Origin of the sequence: Pseudomonas sp. MYb185, from assembly GCF_002979975.1 — a bacterium.
GTDB lineage: Bacteria > Pseudomonadota > Gammaproteobacteria > Pseudomonadales > Pseudomonadaceae > Halopseudomonas.
In genome coordinates this window covers 102,587-119,806 of record NZ_PCQD01000006.1, presented here as the reverse complement: position 1 = coordinate 119,806, position 17,220 = coordinate 102,587, and the positions used below count along the sequence as shown (strand labels likewise).

Below are 17,220 nucleotides of genomic sequence, written 5' to 3'. Positions count from 1 at the left end.
CTGGCGCAGCAGCAGCGCCAGGTGCAGCCCTGGTTGTACGCGGCGGTAGCGGCCGGGGTGGTGGAAGGGCTGGCCCTGCTGGTGCAGATGGGGCTGCTGGCCTGGTTGATTCACAGCGCCCTGGTGCTGGCGCGCCCGATGGCTGAGCTGCTGCCGCTGCTGCTGGCCCTGCTGGCGGCCGCCGGGGTGCGGGCCGTGGCCCAGTACGCCCGCGACAGCCTGGCCCAGCTCGCCGGCAGCCGGGTGCGCCAGCGGGTGCGCCGGCAGTTGCTGGGTTACTGGGAGCAGCAGGGACCGGTACGGCTGGCCGGCCACTCCAGCGCCAGCCTGGCGAACCTGTGGGTGGAGCAGGTCGAAGCGCTGGATGGCTACTTTGCCCGTTACCTGCCGCAGCAATGGCTGGCGCTGCTGGTGCCGGTGCTGTTTCTGTTGGCGGTGTTCTGGCTGGACTGGCTGGCGGCGCTGTTCCTGTTGATCTCAGCTCCGCTGATCCCGCTGTTCATGGCCCTGGTCGGTATGCGCGCCGAAAGCATCAGCCAGCAGCACGTACTGGAGGCAGGGCGGCTGGCCGGGCATTTCCTCGATCGGGTGCGTCACCTGACCACCTTGCAACTGTTCGGCCAGGTGCCGGCTGCGGTCAGCTCGGTGGCGCAGGCGGCCGAACGCTACCGCCTGGTCAGCATGCGCACCCTGCGCATCGCCTTCCTGTCGTCGGCGGTACTGGAGTTCTTCGCCTCGGTGGCGATTGCGGTGGTCGCCATGTATATCGGCTTCGGTCTGCTGGGCTATATCAGCTACGGCCCCTCCGCCGAGCTGACGCTGTTCAGCGGGCTGTTCATCCTGCTGCTGGCACCGGAGTTCTTCCAGCCGCTGCGTAGCCTGGCCCAGCATTACCACGACCGGGCGGCGGCGCTGGGGGCGGCGGCGGTGCTGTCGCAATGTGACGAGCTGGTGCCAGCGGCCGGCCCGGTGGCTAATCCGCCTACTGGCGCGGCCGAAACGGTGAGCCTGCACGGCGTCAGCCTTGGCTATCCCGGTCGTGGCCGGGTATTGCACGAGGTGCAGTTGCAGGTGCGCCGGGGTGAGGTGCTGGCGCTGACCGGAGCGTCCGGGTCGGGCAAGTCGTCGCTGCTGCATTGCCTGGCCGGTTTTATCGACGTCGATGCCGGCCGGGTCAGCCTGTTCGGCCAGCCGCCCGGCGCGCTGCCGGTGGCCTGGCTAGGCCAGCGGCCATTTCTGATCCAGGGCAGCTGGGCCGACAACCTGCGACTTACCGCGCCCCAGGCGGATGCCACTGCGATGCGGGCGGTGCTGCAGCAGGTGGGCCTGGATGAGCTGCTGGCACAGCAGCCGCAGGGGCTGGACACACCGCTGGGTGAGGATGGCCGCGGGTTGTCCGGTGGTCAGGCGCAGCGCCTGGCGCTGGCGCGGGTGTGGCTGTCGGAGGCACCCCTGGTGCTGCTGGACGAGCCGACTGCCAGCCTCGACCCCGACAGCGAGGCCGAGGTGGTGGCCGCGCTTGCCCGGCTGGCGGCCAGCGGTCGTACGCTGATCATGGCCACCCACCAGCCGGCGCTGATGGCGCTGGCCGGGCGCCGGGTGGCACTGCACAACGGCAGTCTGGTCGATGCGTGAGCTGCTGCCCTGGCTGAAGCTGCTCGATGAGCAGCGCGGGCGCCTGTTGCTCGGCGCCCTGCTAATGACCTTCACGCTACTCAGTGCGGTGGGTCTGCTCGGCCTGTCCGGCTGGTTCATCACCGCCACTGGCCTGACCGCGCTGTTGTGGGCGGCCGGCCAGCGGGTGATGTTCGATGTCTACGTGCCGGGCGGCGGTATCCGCTTCTTCGCCCTGAGCCGCACCCTCTCGCGTTATGCCGAGCGGGTGGTCAACCATGACACCGTGCTGCGGCTGCTGGCGACCCTGCGCAGCCGCCACTTCGCCGGGCTGGCCGGGCTGGACGCGGCTACCCTGGGCCGGCTGCGCGCCGCCCAGTGGCTCAACCGGCTCACCGCCGATATCGACACCCTCGACAGCCTCTACCTGCGCCTGTTGGCACCGCCGGTCGTGGCACTGGTCGGGGTGCTGGTGGTCTGTGTGCTGGTCGGCATCTTCCATCTGCCGTTGGCCGCGGCGCTGGCTGCCGCCCTGCTGGTGCTGCTCGCCGGGCTGACCTGGGGCATGGGGCGCTGGTGCCAACGGCTCAGTGCCGGTCAGGTCGGCCAGCTGGATGAACTGCGCCTGCGCAGTATCGAGCAATTGCAGGGGCTGGCGGAGCTGCGCGCCGCCGGCACCCTGGGCGGGCACCAGCAGCGGCTGCTGGCAAGCAGCGAGCAGATGCTCGATGAGCAACTGACCCTGCAGCGGCGGGTGGCCCTGGCCCAGTCGCTGACCGGCCTGTTGCTGATGGCGAGTGTGCTGGCGGCGCTGTGGATGGCGCTGCAGTGGCAGCAGGCGGGTCTGCTGAGCGGGCCGGTGGCGGTGATGCTGGCACTGGCATTGCTGGCACTGGCTGAGGGGCTGACGGTGCTGCCGGCGGCCTTCGCCCGCTTCGGCGCCACCCTGGCGGCAGCGCGGCGCTTGAACGAGCAGGTTACCCTGGGCAGCCGCCTGGCCGAGCCTGCCCTGCCCCGTGACGTACCGGAGCGGCTGGATATCCATTGGCAGCAGGTATCGGTGCGGCATGCCGGCATCGCCGGGCTGGATCTGCAATTGGAGGCCGGTACCCGGCTGGCGCTGATCGGCCGTTCCGGCTGCGGCAAGTCGACCCTGGCGGCGCTGCTGGCGCGCCAGCTCGACCCGGATGCCGGCGCGGTGCGGGTGGCCGGCGTGGCGCTGACGGAACTGGCGCTGCACGACTGGCATGAACGCATCGCCTACCTGACCCAGCAGACCGCGCTGCTGCATGACAGCATCGCCGCCAACCTGCTGCTGGGCAAGGCCGATGCCAGCGATGCCGAGCTGTGGCAGGTGCTGGAAGCGGTCGACCTGGCCGACCTGGTCGAATCGCTGCCACAGGGGCTGGATCACTGGGTCGGTGAGTCGGGACGGCAACTGTCGGGCGGCGAAGGCCGGCGGCTGGCGTTGGCCCGGGTACTGCTGAAGGGGGCACCGCTGGTGATTCTCGACGAGCCCTTCAGCGGGCTGGACCAGGCGACCCGGGAACGGGTCAGGCAGGGAATCGAGCCATTCCTGGCCGACCGCACGGTACTGCTGCTGGGCCACGACCCGGCAGTCCTGCCCGAGGCCGGTCGGGTGGTGCACTGGGCGCAGCTGCAATAACGGATGATGGGTTGTCGCGCGCCCGCGCGACGACAGGCTTGCTGCTGCGATACCGCCGGCGTAGCGCAGGCGCGCTACACCCCGCACTTCGCCCATGGGTTGTCGCGTGCCCGCGCGACGACAGGCTTGCTGCTGCGATACTGCCGGCGTAGCGCGGGGGCGCTACACCCCGCACTCTGCCCATGGGTTGTCGCGCGCCTGCGCGACGACGGGTTTGTTGCTGCGGATATCGTCGGCGTAGCGCAGGCGCGCTACACCCCGTGACTACCAGGTATCGATAAAGTGCCGCATCCCCCGCTGCAGCGACTCCGGCGGCGCCGAGCTGAGCCCGCGCAGCAGCCAGTCGCGAGTTTCCAGTGGGTCGATCACCGCGTCTATCTCCAGGAAGCTGGCCATGCTCAGGCCCTTGCCCCGCGCATACAGCTCACCGACCAGCCGGTCGAACAGCGCCTTCTGCTCGGCGGGGTCTTCCAGGGCTGCCAGTTCCTTGGCAAAGCCCAGCCGCACCGCGCCTTCCAGCCCCATGGCGCCGAACTCGCTGCTCGGCCAGCCGATGGTGAACATCGGTGCATGGAAGCTGCCGGCGGCCATGGCCTGGGCGCCGAGCCCGTAGCCCTTGCGCAGCACCACGGTGAAGAACGGAATGCTCAGGCTGGCGGCGGTGACGAACATGCGCGAGACATGCCGCACCGTGGCCTGCTGCTCGGACTCCGGGCCGACCATGAAGCCGGGGGTATCGCACAGTGACACCATCGGCAGGCCATGGGCCTGGCACAGCTGCATGAAACGCGCGGCCTTGTCGCCGGCGACGGCGTCGATGGCGCCGCCCAAGTGCATGGGGTTGTTGGCGATCAGGCCGAACGGCTTGCCACCGATGCGGATCAGTGCGGTGATCAGGCCGGGGGCGAACTGGCGGCGCAGCTCCAGTACCGAATCGGTGTCGGCCAGCGTGGCGATGACCTCGCGGATGTCGTACACCCGCAGGCGATTTTCCGGGATCAGATGGCGCAGCAGGCGCTGGTCGGCGCAGTCACCGCCGGGCAGGTCACCCTGGAAGTAGGCCAGGTACTGCCTGGCCACACGGGTAGCCTCGGCTTCGTCCTCCACCAGCACATCGATCACCCCATTGGGCCCCTGGATGCTGGTCGGGCCGACCTCTTCCGGGGTATAGCTGCCGAGCCCGCCGCCCTCGATCATCGCCGGGCCGGCCATGCCGATGCTGGCGTTGCGGGTGGCAATGATCACGTCGCAGCAGCCGAGCAGGGCGGCGTTACCGGCAAAGCAGCGCCCGGAGACCACGCCAACCAGCGGCACCTGGCCGCTGAGCCGGGCCATGCGCATGAAGGTGGTGCAGTCCAGACCGGCCACGCCGACCTTGTCCACATCGCCGGGGCGACCGCCGCCGCCCTCGGTGAAGAACACCAGTGGCAGGCGCCACTGTTCGGCCAGCTCCAGCATGCGGTCGGTCTTCTTGTGGTTCATCACCCCCTGGGTGCCGGCGAACACCGTGTAGTCGTAACTCATGGCCATGCAGCGGGCGGCCTCGGCACCGAACTGCCCGGCGTTGACCGTGCCGATACCGGCGATCAGGCCATCCGCCGGGCTCATTTTCAGCAGTTCCTCGTGACTACGGCGGGTGCGCTGGGCGGCCAGGGCGAAGCCGCCGTACTCCATGAAACTGCCCTCGTCCAGCAGCTCGGCGAGATTCTCCCGGGCGGTACGCTGGTCGGTCCTGCGCCGCCGGGCGACCGCTTCCGGGCGCTGGGCATCGGTCAACTGGGCCTGACGCTCGAGTACTTCCTGCAGATCGGCGCGGATATGCTCCAGGTCGATCTGCTCTTCACTGAGCTGCTGGCTGCCGGCCTCCCCGGTCGGTTCGATAAACAGCAGCGGGCTGCCTTCGAACAGGTTATCGCCTGGGCTGGCGGCCAGCGTGCGGATAACGCCGCTGCAGTCGGCCTTGACCACGAACTCCATCTTCATCGCTTCCAGCACCGCGACCTGCTGGCCGGCGGCTACATTGTCACCGGGTTGTACATCGAGGCTGACCAGCACCCCCTGCACCGGGGTATTCAGCGGCTGGCTGCCGGAGGGGGCCAGTTGCTGGGCCTGGCTGCTGTGCTGCGCCGTGGCACTGCCCTGGGCATACAGATGCGGATGCGCCTGGCCGCTGGCGCCGACCAGGGCCGCCGCATGGGCTTCGATAAAGCCGGTGGTGACCTGGTTGGCCTGCACATCCGGGTGTTGCAGCAGGTTCTGCAGGAAGTGCAGGTTGCTGGTCACGCCCTCCAGGCGGAATTCGCACAGCGCCCGGTAGGCGCGGCGCAACACCGCCGGGTAGTCGGCATCGGCATGCACGATCAGCTTGGCCAGCAGCGAGTCGAAGGCGGGGTTGGTGGTGTAGCCGCTGTAGCCATAGCCATCGACCCGCACGCCGTGCCCGCCGGGGGCTTCGCAGGCGCTCAGGGTGCCGCCGCTGGGGCGGGCGCTGCCGTCGGCCTGCATGGCTTCCAGATTGATGCGCAGCTGTACGGCAAAGCCCCGGGGAGCGGGAATCTCGGCCTGGCTCAGGCCCAGTTCTGCCAGGCTGGCACCGGCGGCCAGGCGAATCTGCAGTTGCGCCAGATCCAGCCCGGTGATCGCCTCGGTGACGGTATGTTCGACCTGGATGCGCGGGTTGGCCTCCATGAACACGAACTCGCCGCTGTCGGCGTCGAGCAGGAATTCCACGGTACACAGGCCGCGATAGCTGACCGCGCCAGTCAGGGTCAGTGCGGCGTCCAGCAGGCGCTGGCGCAATTGCGGATCGAGGTCGGGGGCGGGCGCCACTTCCAGCAACTTCTGATGCCGTCGCTGCAGGGTGCAGTCGCGCTCCCACAGGTGGCTGACAGCATGTCCATCACCGATGACCTGCACCTCGATATGCCGGGCACGGCGGATCAGTCGCTCGATATACAGGTCGCCATTGCCGAACGCGGCCTGGGCCTCGGAACTGCAACGGGCGAAGGCCTGCTCCAGTTCATCCGGCCCCTGCACCACGCGCATGCCGCGGCCACCACCGCCAGCCAGCGCCTTGAGCATGACCGGTGTCCCCGCCGGCAGTTCGGCGACAAAGGCGCTGGCCTGCTGCAGGCTGGTCGGCTGGTTGGTGCCCTGCACCAGCGGCACGCCGTGCTCCATGGCCAGTCGCCGGGCGCTGGCCTTGTCACCGAACAGCGCCAGCACGCCGGCATCCGGGCCGATGAAGGTGATGCCGTTGGCGGCGCACTGGCGGGCGAACTCGGCGTTTTCGCTGAGAAAGCCGTATCCGGGGTGGATGGCGTCGCAGCCATGCTCCCGGGCTATGCCGATCAACTGCGCGGCGTCCAGATAGGCCGGCGCGCCGCGCCCATGCAGGGCGACCGCGGCATCGGCCTTGCGCCGGTGCAGCGACTCGGCGTCATCCTCGGAATACACCGCCAGGCTGGGGATATCCAGTTCCGCCGCGGCCCGTGCCAGGCGGATGGCGATCTCGCCACGGTTGGCGATCAGCAGTCGTTTGAAGGGCATCAGATCCATTCCTTGAGTTCGTTCTTCTTCACCTTGCCGGTGGCGGTCATCGGCAGTGATTCGACCAGCCGTACCTGCGGGAGCTTGTATACCGCCATGGCCTGGCGGCACCAGTCGGTCAGGCTGTCCACCGTCAGCCCGCTACCGGGCTTGGCGATGACAAAGGCTACCGGCAGCTCGCCGCGCCGCTTGTCCGGCCGACCGATCACCGCCGAGGCGAGGATCGCCGGATGCTGGCCGAGCATGGCTTCCAGCTCGCTGGGGAATACGCTCATGCCATTGACCTTGAGCATTTCCTTGCGCCGCCCGAGGTAGCGGATGAAGCCCTGTTCGGTGATCACGCCGCTGTCGCCGGTATGCAGCCAGCCATCGCGTAGTGCCTCGGCACTGGCCTCGGGTTTGTTCCAGTAGCCTTTGAACAACGAAGGCGAGCGTACGCACAGCTCGCCCTCGCTGCCCAGCGGCAGCAGCTCTCCGCTGTCGAAATCGCAGACCTTGAACTCGGTGCCGGGCACCGGCAGGCCGACGAAGGTGGGGGCCGACTTGAGGTCGAAGTCATCTGCCTGCAGCCCGGCGGTGAAGGTGTCGCAGGTATGGGTCTCGGTCATGCCGAAGCTGGTCTCGAACAGCGTGCAGCCGGTCAGCTCACGCCAGCGGCGACGGTATTCGGGGGTCAGTTTCTTGATGAAGGATACGCAACTGGTGACCTCCAGCGAGCTGAGATCGAAGGCATCGCGCTGCGGGTGATCGAGGATCTCCGCGGCGCTGTCGACCAGCAGGCCACTATGCTGGACCCGGTAGTGCTGCACTGCGCCCATGAATGCCAGTGCGTCCCAGCGGGCCAGCAGCACCAGGGTGGTGCCACCGAAGACCGGGAACAGCAGCCCGGCGTTTTCCCCGGCGATCCAGAACTCGGGCATGAAGTTCAGGCTGACCCGCTCGCTGTCCAGGCCCAGCGCGGCGGGCAGGAAGCTGGCGCAGGTATAGAGCATGTCGCCATGGGTATGGACGCAGCCCTTGGGCAGGCCGGTGGTGCCGCCGGTGTAGTTGAGCGCGGCGATGGCCTCCAGCGCCGGCTCCGGCAGGTCGCTGCGTGGCTGGGTAGCGGCCAGCGCGGGCAGCAGGTCGAGACTGTCGCTGATCGGCAGCTTGGGTGCCCGTAGCAGATCCGGCGCGGCAAAGGGTGGTTCGGCCGGGCACAGCTCGGACAGGCTGGTGCTGATCAACAGCTGCAGCTGGCACTCCTCAGCCACCTGGCGCACCACCGGGAGCAATTGGTCGAAGCAGACGATGACCCGGGAGCCGCTGTCCTTGAGCTGGTAGGCCAGCTCCATCGGCATCGCCATCGGGCTGACCGGGCAGTGCACGGCACCGGCCTTGAGAATGCCGTAGAACACGATATGCATATGGGGGCAATTGGGCATGTATACCGCCACCCGATCCCCGGCTTGCACGCCGCGCTGCAGCAGCAGGGCGGCAAAGCGGTCGCTCAGGTCATCCAGCTCGGCATAGCTGAGGTCGTGGCCGTAGAAGCGCACCGCCGGCTTGTCGGGCGTGCTCCGGGCCCAGTGCCGCAGGTAGTGGGTCAGGGGGCGCTGGCCCAGCGGGTACTGGGGCTCGCTGGCGTGGCCGGAGGGCCAGACTGCCTGTTGCAGGGTTGCGAGCTTTTGCAGATAAGCCTGTTCCGACATCTTGTGCTTCCTGTCTTGGTCTTGTTCTGGGGAATGTGGTCAGGTTAAGGGGCGGTCAGACTCCGGGGAAGCGATGTTTATTCATCCGCAAGTATGAACAATCCTCATGATTTGCTGGCAGGTATATACTGCCTGTCCGAAATATGCCGAGCCCCGCATTCAGACATGAATGAGAAGAATATATCGCCATCATTGAGTCGTATCGATCTGAACCTGTTTCGCATATTCGAGGTGGTCTATCGGGAGCGTAGCCTGACTCGTGCTGCGGCTGTACTGCATGTCAGCCAGTCGGCGGTGAGCCATGCGTTATCACGCCTGCGTGAGCACTTTGCCGATCCGCTGTTCGTGCGGGAGGGCAGGGGAGTCGCACCTACCGTGATGGCGCTGCGTATGGCGCCGGCGATTCTCGATAGCCTGGAGCGTCTGCAGCAGGGGATCGGCAGGTTGCAGCAGTTCGATCCGGCTACCGATAGGCGTACTTTCACGCTGAGTCTGCCGGAGCAACTGGAACCGGTGGTCCTGCCCGCCCTGTTCCTGCATATGCGGGCGATGGCGCCGTACTGCCGCATACATACCGCAGGGGTGCGCTGGAACGAGCTGCCACTGGAAATGTCGGCCGGACGTATTGATCTGGCCATACAGATCGCTCGTCCAGCGGCAGCACCGCTGCGCCAGACACACTTGGCCAATGCGCAGCTGTGTGTGATGGCGAATGCGCGGTTTGAGGGGGAACTGACAGCTGAACGCTACCTGGCAGCCGAGCATATTGCCGTTGCTTCCTGGCGGCGTGGGTTGTCCTTCGAGGATCTGGCGATGCGGCACCTGGGGCTGACCCGCAATGTGGTGCAACGATGCCAGAACTATCTGGCCGCAAGCCAGGTGGTGGCGGGCAGTGATCTGCTGCTGACCATGTCGCGCGCACAAGCCGAGCAGTTGAACCCGGCGTTAGGGAATCGATTGCTGAATATGCCGTTGCCCCTTCCCGAGATGGGACTGAGTATCTACTGGCACGAGGATGTCGAGCATGATCTGGCCAATCACTGGTTGCGCCAGCAGATACTGACGCTGACTCAGAACAGCTCCAGTGGGGTCAGTGCATCGTCGCTGCTATAGCCGCCGGCTTCCAGTTCGCTGTAGGGCGGTGGCATGTCCTCTTCCTTGAAAATTTCCAGGAAGGCGCCGGGCGTGCCCGGTCGGGCGCTGCGGCCGGTCTGCGGATCGATGCGGGTCGTCACCAGCCCTTCGGGCTGCGGTTGGCTGTGCTCCGGCAGGTCCTCCAGCGCGGCGGCCATGAAGCGCATCCAGATCGGCAGCGCGGTGGTGCCGCCATACTCGCGCCGGCCCAGTGGTGCCGGCTGGTCGAAGCCGACCCAGACGGTGGTCACGTAGTCGCCATTGTAGCCGGCGAACCAGCCGTCCTTCTGGTCGTTGGTGGTACCGGTCTTGCCGGCCAGGTCGCCCCGCTGCAGGGCCCGGGCGCGGGAGGCGGTGCCGCGGGTGATGACATCCTGCAGCATGCTGTTCAACTGATAGGTGGTACGCGGGTCGATGATCTGTTCGGCGGTCTCGACCGACGGCGTCGCCTGGCCGGGAGTCAGGCCGGCATAGGCGTCGATGCGTTGCTGCTGGGCGACCACCGCCTCCGGGGTGACTGTCGGACGGGTGAAGTCGATCACCTGCTGCTCGCTGTTCTCGATGCGCTCGATCAGCCAGGGCTCGATCGCATGTCCGCCATTGGCGATGACCGCATAGGCCGCAGCCATCTGCAGCGGCGTCAGTTCCGGTGTGCCCAGTGACGAGGACAGGTGGCGCGGCAGGTCGCTGCGGTTGAAGCCGAAGCGCTCGATATAGGTCAGCGCCTCATCCACGCCCAGGTCCATCATCAGGCGAATGGATACCAGGTTGCGCGAGCGGTACAGGGCCTCGCGCAGGCGGATCGGACCGAGGAAGTCGCCGCCGGAATTGCGTGGCCGCCAATCCTCGCTCTGGTGGCCGTCATTGAACACCAGCGGGGCGTCGTTGATCAGGCTGGCGGGGGTATAGCCATGATCCAGTGCCGCGCTGTAGAGAAACGGCTTGAACGCCGAGCCGGGCTGGCGCCGCGCCTGGGTCACCCGGTTGTAATTGCTCTGCACGAAGGAGAAGCCGCCGGTCAGCGCCTGGATGCTGCCGTCCTGGGGAGACACCGTTACCAGCGCGCTCTGCGCCTCGGGCAGTTGCACCAGCTTGAACTGGCCAGCCTCGTCCAGCGGCTGGACGCGGATGATATCGCCGCGCTGCAGCACATCGGCCGGCTTGCGTGGATTGGGCCCCATGCTGTTCACGCCCAGATAGGGACGCGCCCAGCGCATGGCCTCCCAGCCGATGCTGCCGCTGTCACCATTGCGCAGCAGGATGGTCACCGTATCCGCGCCAACCTCGCTGACGATCGCCGGGCGCAGGCCGCCCATGCCGCGGTAGGGCTTGAGCAGGTTGGCCAATTGCGCGGGGTCGGCGTCCGGATGGCGTGCCTCCGGGCCGCGGTAACCGTGGCGCTGGTCATATTCGATCAGGCCGTCGCGCAGGGCCTGGTTGGCCAGGGTCTGCAGGTGGCTGTCCACGGTGGTATAGACATGGTAACCATCGGTATAGGCCGCGGGGCCGAACCGCTCGAGCATTTCCAGGCGGGCCATCTCGGCCACATAGGGTGCTTCCAGCTCCGGATTGGCGCCATGGTTGCGAGCGGTGACCGGACTGGCGATCGCCTCTTCATAGGTGGCCTGGTCGATGCTGCCCAGATACAGCATGCGTTGCAGGATCCAGTCGCGGCGGATACGTGCGCGCTCGGGGTTGGCGACCGGGTTGTAGGCGGATGGCGCCTTGGGCAGGCCGGCGATCATCGCCAGTTCGGCCAGCGGCAGCTCGGCGATCGGCTTGCCGTAATACACATGTGCCGCCGCCTCGATGCCATAGGCGCGGTTGCCCAGGTAGATCTTGTTCACATACAGCTCGAAGATCTCCCGCTTGCTCAGATTGCGCTCGATCTGCAGCGCCAGCAGGATCTCGTTGAGCTTGCGGGAAAACACCCGGTCGCTGGTCAGGAAATAGTTCTTCGCCACCTGCATGGTAATGGTGCTGCCGCCGGTCTGGATCTGCCCGGTGCTGAGCAGTTCGGAGGTGGCGCGCAACAGGCTCTTGGGGTCGACCCCATGGTGATGCAGGAAGTTGTCATCTTCAGCCGCCAGAATGGCGTCGATGAAACCCTGGGGAATCTGTTCGAAGCTGATCGGCAGACGGCGCATTTCGCCGAACTCTGCGATCAGTTTGTGATCTTTGCTGTAAACTCGCAAAGGAGTTTGCAATTTGACATCACGCAGTGTATCTACATCGGGTAGAGCCGGGCTGAGATACAGGGCGACGCCACTGAGGATGAGTAGCGGACCACTTGCTGCGGCGACCAGCAACCAGAACAGAATGATTAGAAAACGCATGAGGGATTGATCATTTCCCGGTTGAATAAAGCAGTTGATGGGAGATGGTGTTGAGAACGGGTTAACAGTCCGCATTATAAGCGTATTTTTTTCCCTTTAGCCATTTGCGCTGGAACAAGGACTGTTATTTAATGTGGTCAAATATAAACCACCCGTAAGTGGTGGATGCTGATAGGAAATTGGCTGTGCTAGGGCTCCTCAGGAAAAAAACGAATACGCTGCTGGGTATCGATATCAGTTCCACCACGGTGAAACTACTGGAACTCAGCCGATCAGGAAACCGCTACAAGGTAGAAGCGTACGCGGTTGAACCACTACCCGCCGGTGCCGTGGCGGAAAAGAATATCATCGAACTCGAAGGTGTGGGCCAGACCCTGGAAAAGGTTCTGGCGCGCTCGCGTACCTCGCTGAAACAGGCGGCGGTGGCGGTGGCCGGTTCCGCGGTGATCACCAAGATCATCGAGATGGATGCCGGTCTCGATGACGACGAGATGGAAGAGCAGATCAAGCTCGAAGCCGATCAGTACATCCCCTATCCGCTCGACGAAGTGTCCATCGATTTCGAAGTCCAGGGCGTCTCACCACGCAACCCGGATCGGGTCGAGGTACTGCTGGCGGCCTGTCGCCGGGAAAACGTCGATATCCGCGAGGCGGCGCTGGCGCTGGCCGGGGTCGACGTCAAGGTGGTCGAGGTCGAGGCCTACGCCATGGAGCGCGCCTGCGAGCTGGTGGTCGACCAGCTCAGCGGCGACCCCAACGAGCTGACCATCGCGGTGATCGATATCGGTGCCACCATGATGACGCTCAGCGTATTGAGCCAGGGGCGCACCATCTATACCCGCGAACAGCTGTTCGGTGGCAAGCAACTGACCGACGAGATCCAGCGCCGCTACGGCCTGTCCCAGGATGAGGCGGGCCTGGCGAAGAAGCAGGGTGGCCTGCCCGACGACTACGAAAGCGAGGTACTGGGTCCCTTCAAGGATGCGGTGGTGCAGCAGGTGTCCCGGTCGCTGCAGTTCTTCTTCGCCGGCGGCCAGTACAACGATGTCGACTACATCCTGCTGGCCGGCGGAACCGCATCGATTCCGGGGCTGGACCAGCTGATCCAGCAGAAACTCGGTACCGCCACGCTGGTGGCCAACCCCTTTGCAAACATGACCCTCTCGAACAAGGTGAATGCGGTAGCGCTCAGTAATGACGCACCCGCACTGATGATCGCCTGTGGTCTGGCAATGAGGAGTTTCGACTAATGGCTCGCATTAACCTGTTGCCCTGGCGCGAGCAGCTCAGGGAAGAGCGCAAGAAGCAGTTTCTCTCCATCCTGGTATTGATCGTGCTGGCTGCCGGTCTGCTGGTCTTTCTCGGCGACCGCAACCTGAATGGCAAGATCGATCAGCAGAATGCCCGCAATGAATTCCTGCGCAAGGAAATCCGCCTGCTGGACGGGCGCATCAAGGAAATCGAAGAGCTGCAGGCCCGGCGCACGCAGCTGCTCGATCGGATGAAGATCATCCAGGACCTGCAGGGCAACCGGCCGATCATCGTTCGGGTGTTCGACGAACTGGCTCGTACCCTGCCCGATGGCGTGTATTTCACCTCGGTCAACATGAAGGGACCGGTGATCGGTATCAAGGGTGGTGCCGAGTCCAACAGCCGGGTCTCCAACCTGATGCGTCAGATGGATGCCTCCGACTGGCTCACCACGCCGAACCTGACCGCCGTGAAGGCGGTCACCCAGGGAGCATTGGATCAGGCCAACGTATTCGAGATGTCGGTCCGCCAGACCGAGCCGGGTGCGCCAGCCGCTGAGGGAGAACAGCAGCAATGAGTTTTGCTCAATCCATGGAGAGTCTGAAGAAGGTCGATCTCAACGACCTCGACTTCAATAACATAGGTTCCTGGCCGGGGGCACTGAAGGTCATCGTCGGCATGCTGGTGTTCGCCGTACTGCTGTTCCTCGGCTACCACTTCCACCTCAAGGACCTGCAGAGCCAACTGGAGCGCACCGAAGGCCAGGAAGTGACCCTGCGCAAGGAGTTCGCCGACAAGTCCTTCAAGGCGGCCAACCTGGAAGCCTACAAGGAACAGCTGGTCGAGATCGAGGAGCGCTTCGGTACCCTGCTCAAGCAACTGCCCAGCGATACCGAAGTGCCCGGGCTGCTTGAGGACATCACCCAGATGGGCCTGAACAGCGGCCTGGAGTTCGAATCCATTACCCTGCAGCCGGAAGTGGCGCAGCAGTTCTACATCGAGCTGCCGATCCGCATCGTGGTGCAGGGCAATTATCACGATATCGCCACCTTCGTCAGCAGTGTGGCCAGTCTGCCGCGCATCGTGACGCTGCATGACTTCGATATCGTGCCGGTCAGCGAAGGCAATCCCAACCTGCTGAAGATGAACATCCTGGCCCGGACCTACCGTTACCACGATGCGGGAGGTCAGCAATGAGCATGTCCAGACCCATCGCTGGTGGTTTGCTGATGCTGGGTGCAGTGCTGCTGAGTGGTTGTGGCGGCAGTGACTTCAGTGACCTGCAAGTATTCATGGAAGAGACCCGGGCGCGTCCGGCAGGGAAGATCGAGCCATTGCCCCGGTTCAAGCCGTATGAGGCATTCACCTACGGCGCCACCTCCCTGCGCAGCCCCTTTCAGCCGCCGATTCGCATTGACCTGACGCAGCGGCAGAAGGGCTCGCAGGACATCAAGCCAGATGAGAACCGAGCCAGACAGTTCCTCGAGGGCTTCAATATCGAAGGCTTCGATATGGTCGGCATTCTCAGCAACCAGCAGGGCATGCAGGCGCTCATTCGCGGCGCAGGCAGCGTGCATAGAGTCAAGATCGGCGACTACCTGGGCCGCAACCACGGCCGGGTCACCAGCATCGAGGAAGGCCGTGTCGATGTGGTCGAGATAGTCCCGGACGGTGAAGGTGGTTGGTTGGAGCGACCGCGTACCCTCAGCTTGCCTGAGCGCGGATAAGGTCAACCAGGGAGAGATAACATGAACTGTAAACAGTCGCGCGTGGAACGCAATCAAATGCCTCTAACCAGGAAGTTTTCATTCGCAGCGCTGCTTGCGCTGCTCAGCCCGCTGGCCTTTGCCGCCGATCTCCAGCGCCTCGATGTGGCTTCGCTGCCCGGTGAGCGGGTGGAGCTCAAACTGACCTTCGACGAGCCCGTGGCCGCCACGCCGAAAGGCTATACCATCGATCAGCCGGCGCGTATCGCCATCGATCTGCCGGGCGTCAAGAACAAACTGGGGGAGCGCTCACGTGAGCTGGGCCTGGGCAATGCGCGCAGCCTGACCGTGGTCGAAGCCAATGACCGTACCCGCCTGATCATCAACCTGACCGATCTGGCCCCCTATACCACCCGGGTGGAAGGCAACAACCTGTTCGTCATGGTCGGCGCCAACAGTGCGCCGGGTTACGCTGCCGCTCCGGCACCTGCCGCAGTGAGCAGCGCACCCGCCACGGCCAGCGGCAGCGACTGGCGCAGCAACAACCAGCCGGCGGTCAGCAGTCCGGCCGCGGTGGGCGGCGGTCGTGCCATTCGCAGCCTGGATTTCCAGCGCGGCGAGCAGGGTGAGGGTAACGTCATCGTCGATCTGTCCGATCCATCCATCCGGGTGGATGTGCAGGAACAGGGCGGCCGGGTACGCCTGAGCTTCCCCGATACCAATCTGCCCGATGAGCTGCGCGTACGCCTGGACGTCAAGGATTTCGCCACGCCGGTCAACTTCATCAATGCCAGTACCTCCGGCAAGGATGCCAGCATCAGCATCGAGCCGACCGGTTACTACGAGCATCTGGTCTATCAGGCCGATAGCCGCCTGATCGTCAGCTTCAAGCCCATGACCCGTACCGAGATCGAGCAGCGGCGCGCCGACGAGTTCTCCTACAACGGCGAGAAGCTGTCGCTGAACTTCCAGAACATCGAAGTGCGTTCGGTACTGCAGTTGATCGCCGATTTCACCGACCTCAACCTGGTGGCCAGCGATACCGTACAGGGCAGCATCACCTTGCGCCTGCAGAACGTGCCCTGGGATCAGGCGCTGGATCTGGTGCTCAAGACCAAGGGTCTGGACAAGCGCCAGATCGGCAACGTGCTGCTGGTGGCGCCGGCTGAGGAAATTGCCGCCCGCGAGCGCCAGGAACTGGAATCGCAGAAGCAGATCGCCGAGCTGGCCCCGCTGCGTCGCGAGCTGATCCAGGTCAACTATGCCAAGGCTTCGGATATCGCCACGCTGTTCGCCTCGGTTACCTCCGGTGATGGTGAGCAACGCGGCTCGATTACCGTGGACGACCGCACCAACAGCATTATCGCCCTGGAAACCCAGGCTAAGCTCGATGAGCTGCGCCGTATCGTCACCCAGTTGGATATCCCGGTGCGCCAGGTCATGATCGAGGCGCGCATCGTCGAGGCCAACGTCGGTTTCGACAAGGCGCTGGGCGTGCGCTGGGGCGGTAACGTGAATCTGGGCCGTCGCTTCAATGCCTATGGCAATGATGGAAACTCGAATATTGGCATCACCGATGATCCGATCATGAGCCAGAATCCGGTCACCGGCGAGTACGATGTGGAGAACTACCGTAATCCCGGCGGCATCTTCGGTAACCCGACCATTCCCTTCAACACCCCCTTCGTCGACATGGGCGTGCTGGGTGCCACTTCGGGTATCGGTATCGGTTTCATCACCGACAACACTATCCTTGACCTGCAGCTGTCGGCCATGGAAAGCACCGGTAACGGCGAGATCATTTCCCAGCCCAAGGTAGTCACCTCGGACAAGGAAACCGCGAAGATCCTCAAGGGCTCGGAAATTCCCTATCAGGAAGCCAGTTCCAGCGGTGCCACCACCACGGCCTTTGCCGAGGCGGTACTGTCCCTGGAAGTGACCCCGCAGATCACTCCGGACAATCAGGTGATCATGGAAGTGATCGTCACCAAGGACGAGCCGGACTTCACCAGGGAAGTCAATGGTGTCCCGACTATCCGTAAGAACGAGGTCAATGCCAAGATTCTGGTGGCAGATGGTGAAACCATCGTGATTGGTGGTGTATTCTCCAGTGAGTCGCAGAAGAGTCAGGAAAAGGTACCCTTCCTCGGGGACCTGCCGGTTGTCGGCAGAGCCTTCCGGCGGGACATCAGTTACGAAAGCAAAACCGAACTGCTGATATTCCTGACTCCGCGCATCATCAACAATGGAGCTATCAGTCTTGCCAGGTAACC

The 17,220-nt window shown here is 64.7% G+C and carries 11 protein-coding genes; 8 read left to right on the top strand and 3 right to left on the bottom strand.

Annotation, left to right across the window (positions count from 1 at the left end; genetic code table 11):
* Nucleotides 1–21: 21 nt before the first annotated feature.
* Nucleotides 22–1,635, top strand: a complete 1,614-nt coding sequence (cydD, locus tag CQ007_RS11230) for a thiol reductant ABC exporter subunit CydD (RefSeq protein WP_218278871.1) — start codon at nucleotides 22–24, stop codon at nucleotides 1,633–1,635.
* On the top strand, nucleotides 1,628–3,280 hold the full coding sequence (gene cydC / locus CQ007_RS11225; RefSeq protein ID WP_105645915.1) for a thiol reductant ABC exporter subunit CydC: 1,653 nt from the start codon (nucleotides 1,628–1,630) through the stop codon (nucleotides 3,278–3,280). Before cydD ends, cydC begins: the two co-directional genes overlap by 8 nt.
* A 264-nt stretch (nucleotides 3,281–3,544) precedes the next feature.
* Here the strand turns inward: cydC and CQ007_RS11220 are convergent, their stop codons facing one another.
* Nucleotides 3,545–6,829, bottom strand: coding sequence for a carboxyl transferase domain-containing protein (locus CQ007_RS11220; RefSeq protein ID WP_105645914.1), 3,285 nt, complete (start codon nucleotides 6,827–6,829; stop codon nucleotides 3,545–3,547).
* Nucleotides 6,829–8,520: an AMP-binding protein gene (locus CQ007_RS11215; RefSeq protein WP_105645913.1), complete on the bottom strand. Its 1,692-nt coding sequence runs from the start codon at nucleotides 8,518–8,520 to the stop codon at nucleotides 6,829–6,831. The genes CQ007_RS11220 and CQ007_RS11215 overlap by 1 nt, the downstream gene beginning before the upstream one ends.
* 165 nt (nucleotides 8,521–8,685) lie before the next feature.
* On the opposite strand from CQ007_RS11215, the gene CQ007_RS11210 reads away from it, so the two are divergent.
* A complete protein-coding gene (locus tag CQ007_RS11210; protein ID WP_105645912.1) occupies nucleotides 8,686–9,633 on the top strand; it encodes a LysR family transcriptional regulator in 948 nt (315 codons plus the stop codon).
* On the opposite strand, the gene CQ007_RS11205 is transcribed toward CQ007_RS11210, so the two are convergent.
* Nucleotides 9,591–11,990 carry a penicillin-binding protein 1A gene (locus tag CQ007_RS11205; protein WP_105645911.1) on the bottom strand — a complete coding sequence of 800 codons (2,400 nt, stop codon included), beginning with the start codon at nucleotides 11,988–11,990 and terminating at the stop codon, nucleotides 9,591–9,593. The two genes, CQ007_RS11210 and CQ007_RS11205, sit on opposite strands and share 43 nt — an antisense overlap.
* A 185-nt stretch (nucleotides 11,991–12,175) precedes the next feature.
* Here CQ007_RS11205 and CQ007_RS11200 point away from each other — a divergent pair, with 185 nt between their 5' ends.
* From CQ007_RS11200 to pilQ, 5 genes are read left to right on the top strand one after another with little or no spacing between them, the layout of a single operon-like run.
* Nucleotides 12,176–13,240, top strand: a complete 1,065-nt coding sequence (locus tag CQ007_RS11200; RefSeq protein WP_105645910.1) for a pilus assembly protein PilM — start codon at nucleotides 12,176–12,178, stop codon at nucleotides 13,238–13,240.
* Entirely contained in the window at nucleotides 13,240–13,818 is a 579-nt protein-coding gene (locus tag CQ007_RS11195) for a PilN domain-containing protein (protein ID WP_105645909.1), read from the top strand. Before CQ007_RS11200 ends, CQ007_RS11195 begins: the two co-directional genes overlap by 1 nt.
* Nucleotides 13,815–14,438, top strand: coding sequence for a type 4a pilus biogenesis protein PilO (locus CQ007_RS11190; RefSeq protein WP_105645908.1), 624 nt, complete (start codon nucleotides 13,815–13,817; stop codon nucleotides 14,436–14,438). Before CQ007_RS11195 ends, CQ007_RS11190 begins: the two co-directional genes overlap by 4 nt.
* Nucleotides 14,439–14,440: 2 nt before the next feature.
* Nucleotides 14,441–14,968 carry a pilus assembly protein PilP gene (locus CQ007_RS11185; protein ID WP_256582278.1) on the top strand — a complete coding sequence of 176 codons (528 nt, stop codon included), beginning with the start codon at nucleotides 14,441–14,443 and terminating at the stop codon, nucleotides 14,966–14,968.
* Between the two features lie 57 nt (nucleotides 14,969–15,025).
* Nucleotides 15,026–17,218 carry a type IV pilus secretin PilQ gene (gene pilQ, locus CQ007_RS11180; RefSeq protein WP_105646044.1) on the top strand — a complete coding sequence of 731 codons (2,193 nt, stop codon included), beginning with the start codon at nucleotides 15,026–15,028 and terminating at the stop codon, nucleotides 17,216–17,218.
* Nucleotides 17,219–17,220 lie beyond the last annotated feature (2 nt).